At 70.6% G+C, this 7,683-nt stretch carries 8 protein-coding genes; 5 read left to right on the top strand and 3 right to left on the bottom strand.

Annotated elements, in window-relative coordinates; all coding sequences use genetic code 11:
- Positions 1-213 precede the first annotated feature (213 nt).
- The gene (locus tag MMF94_RS24940) at positions 214-423 is read right to left on the bottom strand and encodes a hypothetical protein (RefSeq protein ID WP_241039591.1); all 210 of its coding nucleotides are present in this window, start codon (positions 421-423) and stop codon (positions 214-216) included.
- 196 nt (positions 424-619) lie between these two features.
- Positions 620-853 (bottom strand): DUF1049 domain-containing protein, encoded by a 234-nt coding sequence (locus MMF94_RS24935; protein WP_241039590.1) that lies wholly within the window; start codon positions 851-853, stop codon positions 620-622.
- Between the two features lie 475 nt (positions 854-1,328).
- On the opposite strand from MMF94_RS24935, the gene MMF94_RS24930 reads away from it, so the two are divergent.
- Entirely contained in the window at positions 1,329-1,901 is a 573-nt protein-coding gene (locus tag MMF94_RS24930; protein WP_241039589.1) for a TetR/AcrR family transcriptional regulator, read from the top strand.
- Between the two features lie 700 nt (positions 1,902-2,601).
- Entirely contained in the window at positions 2,602-2,958 is a 357-nt protein-coding gene (locus tag MMF94_RS24925) for a hypothetical protein (protein ID WP_241039588.1), read from the top strand.
- 16 nt (positions 2,959-2,974) lie between these two features.
- Here MMF94_RS24925 and nhaA read toward each other — a convergent pair whose 3' ends face one another.
- Positions 2,975-4,285, bottom strand: a complete 1,311-nt coding sequence (gene nhaA, locus MMF94_RS24920; protein WP_241039587.1) for a Na+/H+ antiporter NhaA — start codon at positions 4,283-4,285, stop codon at positions 2,975-2,977.
- Between the two features lie 342 nt (positions 4,286-4,627).
- Between nhaA and MMF94_RS24915 the strand changes: the two genes are divergently transcribed.
- The 3 genes from MMF94_RS24915 to MMF94_RS24905 all read left to right on the top strand — a co-directional run bounded on the left by MMF94_RS24915 (position 4,628) and on the right by MMF94_RS24905 (position 7,657).
- Positions 4,628-5,077: an STAS domain-containing protein gene (locus MMF94_RS24915; protein WP_241039586.1), complete on the top strand. Its 450-nt coding sequence runs from the start codon at positions 4,628-4,630 to the stop codon at positions 5,075-5,077.
- An 82-nt stretch (positions 5,078-5,159) separates the two neighbouring features.
- Positions 5,160-6,302, top strand: a complete 1,143-nt coding sequence (locus MMF94_RS24910; RefSeq protein ID WP_241039585.1) for an amidohydrolase family protein — start codon at positions 5,160-5,162, stop codon at positions 6,300-6,302.
- Positions 6,299-7,657: a glutamine synthetase family protein gene (locus tag MMF94_RS24905; RefSeq protein ID WP_241039584.1), complete on the top strand. Its 1,359-nt coding sequence runs from the start codon at positions 6,299-6,301 to the stop codon at positions 7,655-7,657. Before MMF94_RS24910 ends, MMF94_RS24905 begins: the two co-directional genes overlap by 4 nt.
- Positions 7,658-7,683: the final 26 nt, after the last annotated feature.

The raw sequence follows: 7,683 nt of genomic DNA, 5'->3' as shown, positions 1-7,683 counted from the left end.
CTGCACGGCGTCGGCGGCGAGCACTCTGATCGTGTCGACCGCTTTCCGGTCGAGATCGGTCCAGTCGCTGGGCACGTCGGCTCGGGTCAAGAGCTCGATGTCGATATCGTTCACAGAACTCCCTACAAGTGAGTGGCAGGACGTCACCAGGACAGGAACGCTCGCCGCGCCCCTCGGAGCGCGGGACGGGCGACGGACGTTTGCGGCGGAGATTCAGGCGCTCTCGGCGCCGAGATCGATCGCGCCGGGCGAGATGCGGCTCCTCGTGCTGCTCAGCTGCCGGGCGATGACGCCGGTGATCCGATGTGCGTCAGCAGCCCAGCGCTGCGGGCGCTCGCTTTCGGGCAGCGCCTGGTAGGTGATCAGCAGACCCTCGAGGGTCGCGAAGAGGTCTGCGATCGCATCTGCGCGACGCGTATTCATCTCGTCACTCGATTCCGTTCCGGTGTCCAGCGGGTGCGCAGCTGTCTCGTTTCGGGGGTTGCGTCGAACCCACCGTCACCCCGGCACCAGCGCGTCGCACCCGTGAAAACCCCCGGCCAGGGGGGGCGTGTGATCGGACCCGAGTCCGCGGGGGCGTCGGTCCGCACGGTTGCCGCGGTACCGACGGCCGCAACGATCAGCGCCGCTTCCGCCACAGCGCGCCGACGGCGAGACCGACGATGAACATGCCGGTGAGCGCGGCCCACAGCGGCATGATCACGATCGGGATGATCACCCGGATCGCTGCAGGCTCGCGGTTCTCGATGATGAAGATGAACGCGAGGACCACCAACACCGCGGCGACGATCACCCGCGTCGAGGGCCGCCGGCGGCTCGACCGCACCGCTTTGCCCGTTCCGGTGTCGCTCATCGTCGACCTCCTCGGCGCCCGCCGCCGTTCCGTGCGTCTGCCCCGGCGTGCTCCGCCGGGGGTATGCCGACACCATCGCCCCCGCGGCGGGGACGCCGGATCACCCTTGGCGTGTGATCCGATGTCGTGAGCCGGATTCTGCGGAGTGGTCGTGAGCGGTGCGCCGGGTTCTGCAAGTGACTTCCCGGATCGGGAAAATGAATCCTCGTTCCGTCGATCTCCCGGGTTCGGGTGGCCCTGCGAGCCCACGAATGCACTCTCACCCTCTACGGGTGAGCCGCGAGGCGTGATGTCGGACGAACTCTCCGTCATTCGAGCGTCGCTGAATGTCGCCGGACGCACCCGGTCTCGACGCGGCTGCGGCTCATCGGGATTCGGACACTTGAGCCCGATCGAGGGCACGTGCACCGAACTGAATGTGTGCAAGTCGTGCTTGCCTTGACCGCCGCCGAGACGACTGGTCATGTTCAATGGCATGCCACGCGTCGGAGTCCGGGAGGTGCTCGTGGAGGCGGCCGTCACCGAGTTCCATCGGCACGGTTACGCGGCCTGCTCCGTGGACACCATCACCAAGGCGGCCGGCGTGCCGAAGGGTTCGTTCTACAACCATTTCCCGAGCAAGGAGCACCTCGGTGCGGAGGTGGTCGCCCGCTACGCCGCCGGCTCGGCATGGTGGCAGGAGGTGGATCCCGGTCTCTCCCTGCTCGCGCAGCTACACGCCCGGTTCCGCGCGGTCGTCGACATGCTGTCCGAGAGCCAGTTCACCCGTGGGTGCTTGCTGGGCAACATGGGTACCGAGGTTGCGGACCGCAGCGATGTGATCCGGATGCAGGTCGGCACCAGTCTCTGCCAGTGGTCGGAGGACATCGTGGCGACCCTTCAGGCTGCCCGGGCGGCCGGTGAGATCGGTGCCGGTCCCGACCTGGAGCGCCTCGGTCCCTTCCTCCTCGACGCTTTCCAGGGCGCGATCATGCACAGCAAGGTCGTGAGAAACGTTGAACCACTCGAAGATTTCCTCAGCGTCGTTTTCGACACCGTCCTTCGCTGACCAGCGGGTACGCCCGCTAGCGGATCGCCCCGGACATGGCGGCTGAGCTCGCCGCCCGCGATGAGCCCGGGCTGCCTACCCCTCGGGCAGCCCGGGCTCGCTACGTTCCCGAGCCCGGCGGCGTGGCCCGACCGGCGTCGGCGTGGTGCGCAACGCCATCCGCGTGCGCCCGCTCTCGATATGAGCGGCGGCCAGGTGAACCGGCGGTCCGGATGCTGCCGAGCGCACGACGGAATGAGGTTCATCAAGCCGGTTGCGGGGACTCGGGAAAATCCTGTCGATAGTCACGGCTCGATTCTCAGTGTCCGATTTTCCTCACGATAGCCGTATTGATCCGCGGTTTCATCGTCATGGTTCCGACAGTAGGTGGGCTGCGGTAGGGCGACCAATGAATATTGCGAATGGCGCATGTGTCGGGCCTGCATGGGTGGCCTCACCGGGGCGTCACGGGCGTCCGCCGGAGATCGACGGGTGCCGTGTGGCGGCCTGGGCTGGGTTTTCTGCGGACAGTGCCTGATCGTGAGCCGAGGGTGAACCCGCTCACACCGGGAAAGTCTCCGCAGGCTCGGAGGGCTTCTGTTCCGAGCCGGGTATGGCTATAGTTTCGCTGCTGTTTTCTTTGTCTTTGCTGGAGTTGTCATGGCTGACGATCTCGCCGAGCTGTGGATGATCGCAACCATTCACGCGCCGGGAGCAGATCATGGATAGTCCGACTCATCTGCGTGAGCGTTCTGTGCTGGCCGCACAGATTGCGGAGCTGCAGGTCCGGAAGGATGTCGCAAGCCCCGAGTTCCGCCACGGCGCCGTCGACGCCTTGCAATGGCTGTGCGTCGGAGGGCCGGGACCGTTGAGTGGCGTGCTGGCGGGCCTGCCGGTGCGGCCCCAGGCGATCGTGCGTGAACTGGCCGCAGCCGAGGCGATCATCTACGGGGAGCCGTCTGCGTGCCGGGACTACGCCTGCGGGCTGGAGCACGCGCTGATGTGGGCGGAGTGCGCCACCCCGGCGCCCCCCGTGCCCGAGCGGCGCAGGCCCGCCGGGGCAGGCACAGGTTCCTGACCCTGGCCGGAACTGCTCAGGTGGGGGGCGGATCGGTCTGGTACACGTCGGGCACGCCGTCGGCGTCGACGTCACGCTCCTCCTCCGCACACATCCGGCGGTAGTGGGAGTTGCGGATACGCAGCACCACGGTGGCGAGGAGCGCCGCGAGCAGCGAGCCGAGCAGCACCGCGACCTTGACGTGGTCGTCGCGCTCGGAGCCCGCGCCGAAGGCGAGCTCGCCGATGAGCAGGGAGACGGTGAACCCGATACCGGCGAGCAGCGCGAGCCCGAGCACGTCCCACCAGGACAGGTCCTCCGCGAGGTCGGCACGGGTGAACCGCTGCACGGCCCAGGTTGCGCCAAGCACCCCGCACGGCTTGCCCACCAGCAGGGCGGCGATGACGCCGATGGTGACGCTGTCGGTCAGGCCGGGCCCGAAGCCGTCCGGCCCGATGACGGACACGCCTGCTGCGAAGAAGGCGAACACCGGCACGGCGAACCCCGCCGAGATCGGACGGAACCGGTGCTCGAAGTGCTCGGCGAGCCCGGGGCCCGGACCTTCGGCGCGCCGCTTCACCGGCACGGCGAACCCGAGCAGCACTCCAGCGACGGTGGCGTGCACGCCGGAGGCGTGAACGAGCGCCCAGGTGGCTGCGGCAAGGGGCAGGAGCAGCCACCAGGACCGCACACGGCGCTGCACCAGCAGCGTGAACAGCCCGAGCGGGATCAGCGCCAGCGCAAGGGGGACGAGCTGCAGCGACCGCGTGTAGAAGATGGCGATGATCGTGATGGCGAGGAGGTCGTCGACCACGGCCAGCGTGAGAAGGAACGTGCGTAGCGCCGCTGGTAGATGGGTGGCGATGACGGCGAGCACGGCGAGGGCGAAGGCGATGTCGGTGGCGGTCGGGACGGCCCAGCCGGCCAGCGCCCCGTCGGCTGCGCGGGCGTTGATGGCGACATAGATCAGAGCGGGCGCCACCATGCCGCCGACGGCGGCGGCGACCGGCAGGGCGGCGAGCCGGGGATCGCGCAGGTCACCGGCGACGAACTCGCGTTTGAGCTCCAGCCCGGCCACGAAGAAGAAGATCGCCAGCAGGCCGTCGCCTGCCCACTGCGCCAGTGTCAGATCGAGATGCAGCGCGGACGGACCGACCTGCAGCCCGGTGAGACCCTCGTAGATGCCGGACCAGGGGGAGTTCGCCCAGACCAGCGCGATCACTGCCGCACCGACCAGCAGCGCGCCACCCACGGTCTCGGTGCGCAGGATGTCGGCTATCCGGCTGACCTCCGGCCAGCTGCCCCGGCCGAACAGGCGAGGTGTGGAGCGGCCGGGGGGCACGGTCACAGTTCCTCCGCAACGGTCGGGGACGACGTCGCCGACCAGACTTCCCGGCACACCGGCCGTCATATTACCGGTCGCCCTATGTCCGACACCGTCCCGCGCGGCCCCCTGCGCCCTGTTCAGGCCGCCCCGTCGCCGTTAGAGTTCGACACGACGCAGGCCCGGTCCCTGCTCCGCGTCCACACGGCAAGGCCCCCGGATCAGCACGTCCGGGGCGCTCGCCGGCTCAGAGCTCGCCGGTGACACGCGGTCCCGGCTCGCCACCGTTGATGCTGGCGACGCAGTTTCTGGCCTTCTCGCGTAGGACGACGGCCTCCATGGCGGGGCGGGAAGTGCGGGTATTGCATGGATGTTTCCCCCGGCGCCCAGGACGCGCCGTCACCGGAACTGGCGCGCTTCACTCTCACCCGCCGGGGTGGGTCCTCGGCGGAGGTCACCGTGCACGTCATCGGCGAGATCGACCTCCTCACCGAGCCTGCGCTGACCCGTTGCCTCGCCGAGCAGCTGCGGCCCCCGTGCGAGATCGGGAGCCTGGTCGTCGACCTGACGTCGGTGACATTCGTCGGCGCCCGTGGCCTTTCCGCACTGCTCGCGTTCGCGAACAGCGCGACGAGCCGCGACGTCGAGTTCCGGGTGGCGGGCTGCAGCCCGCAGGTCCTCCGGTGCCTGGACATCATCGACCCCCACGACACATTGCCGAGGCAGGCCAGGCCGCGCCGCTCCGGCAGCCCCCGTCAGTGCCTCGACGGCGTCGCGGTCCGCGGCCGCCGGCGCGCGGAGAACAGGGGATGGTGACGGCCCCGCCCGTGTGATCTCACGGGGGAGTCGGCCCGGCGCGTCCTTGACGTGATCGGTGCCTGCCTGTCTGCTGAGTCCCATGACCGAGCCGGTAGCGGCGGCCGTGGAGTCGTTGCGGCTCGTCGACCATCACGTCCACGGCGCTGCTCGGGGTGACCTCGACGCCGAGGGGTTCGCCGCCGGCCTGTCGGAGTCGCCCTTTCCCGCGCCGCCGGGCACCTCCCAGCTGGACTCTCAGGTCGGTTTCGCGGTGCGCCGCTGGTGCGCCCCGGTGCTCGGCCTGCCCCCGCACGCCGACGCGCCCACGTACCTGCAGCGGCGCCGCGAGCTGGGCGCGGACGAGGTGGCACGCCGGTTCCTGGCCGCGAGCGGTATCGGGTGCTTCCTCGTGGAGACCGGCTACCGCGCCGACGAGATCCTCTCGCCCGCGGAAATGGCCCGGTCGGCGACCACGCCCGCCCACCCCGCCTCGGCGGAGGAGGTGGTCCGGCTGGAGTCGGTGGCCGAGGACGTGGCGGCCACGGCGCCCGACGCGAGCTGCTTCGCCGAGGCGTTCGCCGCCGCCCTGGGCAAGCGGGTGCAGGGGGCTGTCGGGCTCAAGTCGGTCATCGCCTACCGGCACGGCCTCGACTTCGACCCGGAGCCACCGGACGCGGGTGAGGTGCGCCGCGCGGCCGGGCAGTGGCTGCGCGACGGGGGACGGCTGACCGATCCGGTGCTGCTGCGCCACCTGCTCTGGGCAGGCGTGGAACACGGGCTCCCCTTGCAGTTCCACGTGGGGTTCGGCGACACCGACCTCACGATGCACCGCTGCGACCCCTCGAAGATGACGGGGTTCCTGCGGCGGGTGCAGGACCGCGGTGTGCCGATCATGCTGCTGCACTGCTACCCCTACCACCGCACCGCGGGTTACCTCGCCGCCGTGTTCCCGCACGTGTACTTCGACGTCGGGCTGGCGGTGAACTACAGCGGGGCACGCAGCGCCGCGGTGATCGCCGAGTCGCTGGAGGTGGCCCCGTTCGCCAAGGTGCTCTTCTCCTCGGACGCGTGGGGACCTCCTGAGCTGCACCACCTCGGGGCCCTGCTGTGGCGCCGCGCCATGACCGCGTTGCTCGGCGAGTGGGTGGAATCCGGGGACTGGTCGCAGGCCGACGCCCTGCGCGTCGCCGAGCTCATCGGGGCGGGCAACGCGCGTCGCGTCTACCGGCTGGAGGAGCGATGAGCGACGAGGCGTCCGAGCTGCTCGAGCGCATCGAGTCCGACGGCGTGCGGCTGCTGCGCTTCCTGTACTGCGATCCGAGCGGGGTCATCCGCGGCAAACAGGCGCACGTCGGGCGTCTCGACGGGGCACTGCGCTCGGGTCTCGGGCTGACCAGGGCGCAGAACGCCGTCAACGTGCTCGACGACCTGGTGCCGGTGGCGGACATGGAACCGGTCGGCGAGATCCGCATCGTCCCGGACCTCGCCACGTACGTCCGGCTGCCCTGGCTCGACGGGGTGGGCAGCGTGCTGTGCGACCAGGTCGGCCACGACGGGCTCGACTGGGGCTGCTGTCCCCGGGCGTTCCTGCAGCGCGCTGTGGCGGCGGCGGCCGACGCGGGGCTGCGGGCGCGCGCGTCCTTCGAGAACGAGTTCTACCTGGCCGAACGCACGCCCGAGGGGCCGCGGCCGTGGGGCGACGGCCCGGTGTACTCCTCGGCGGGGCTGGACCGGGCCGCCCTGGTGCTCAACGACATCGTCGACGCGCTGACCGCGCAGGGCCTCGTCGTCGAGCAGGCGATCAACGAGTACGGGCCGGGACAGCAGGAGATCTCCGTCCGCTACGCCGACGCGCTCGGCGCCGCCGACAACCAGCTGCGGCTGCGCGACACCGTGCGAGGTATCGCCGAGTGCTCGCACGGCCTGTTGGCCTCGTTCGCGCCGCGGCCGTGGCCGGACGGGATCGGCAGCGGCACGCACATCCACTTCTCGCTGTGGGACGCCGACGGCGCCACGAACCTGATGCCCGATCCGGCCGACCCGTTCGCGGTGTCGGAGCGGGGCGGCGCGTTCCTGGCGGGCGTACTCGACCACCTGCCCGCGCTCGTCGCCTTGACCTGCCCGTCCTACCTGTCGTACGACCGGTTGCGGCCGAGTGCCTGGGCGGGGTCGACGGTGTCCTGGGGCTACGACAACCGGGAGGCCGCACTGCGGGTCGCGTCGCCGTTCCGGGGCCGGGAGCGGGAGAGCGCCAATGCGGAGCTGAAGGCGTGCGACGCCAGCAGCAACCCCTACCTGGCGCTCGGTGGGCTCATCCTCGCCGGGCTCGACGGCGTGGAGCGCGGGCTCGACCTGCCCGAGCCGGCCACGGTCGACCCTGCGACGCTCGGCCCCGACGAGGCCCGCCGGTGCGGTGTCCGCCCGCTGCCGGCCGACCAGCGGGAGGCGCTCGCGCGGCTGGAGGCCGACCCGGTCCTGATGAAGGGGCTCGGCGACCTGCTCGGGCGGTGCATCCTCGCCACCCGGCGCGCGGAGTACGACCGGTGCGTCCGCATGGGCGACGACGCGGTGCGGGACGCCACCTTCACCACGTTCTAGTGCCGCGGAAACGGGGTTCCTTGCCC

The organism is Pseudonocardia alaniniphila (genome assembly GCF_022524485.1).
Lineage (GTDB): Bacteria > Actinomycetota > Actinomycetes > Mycobacteriales > Pseudonocardiaceae > Pseudonocardia > Pseudonocardia alaniniphila.
This window is presented reverse-complemented; position numbering and strand designations above follow the sequence as displayed.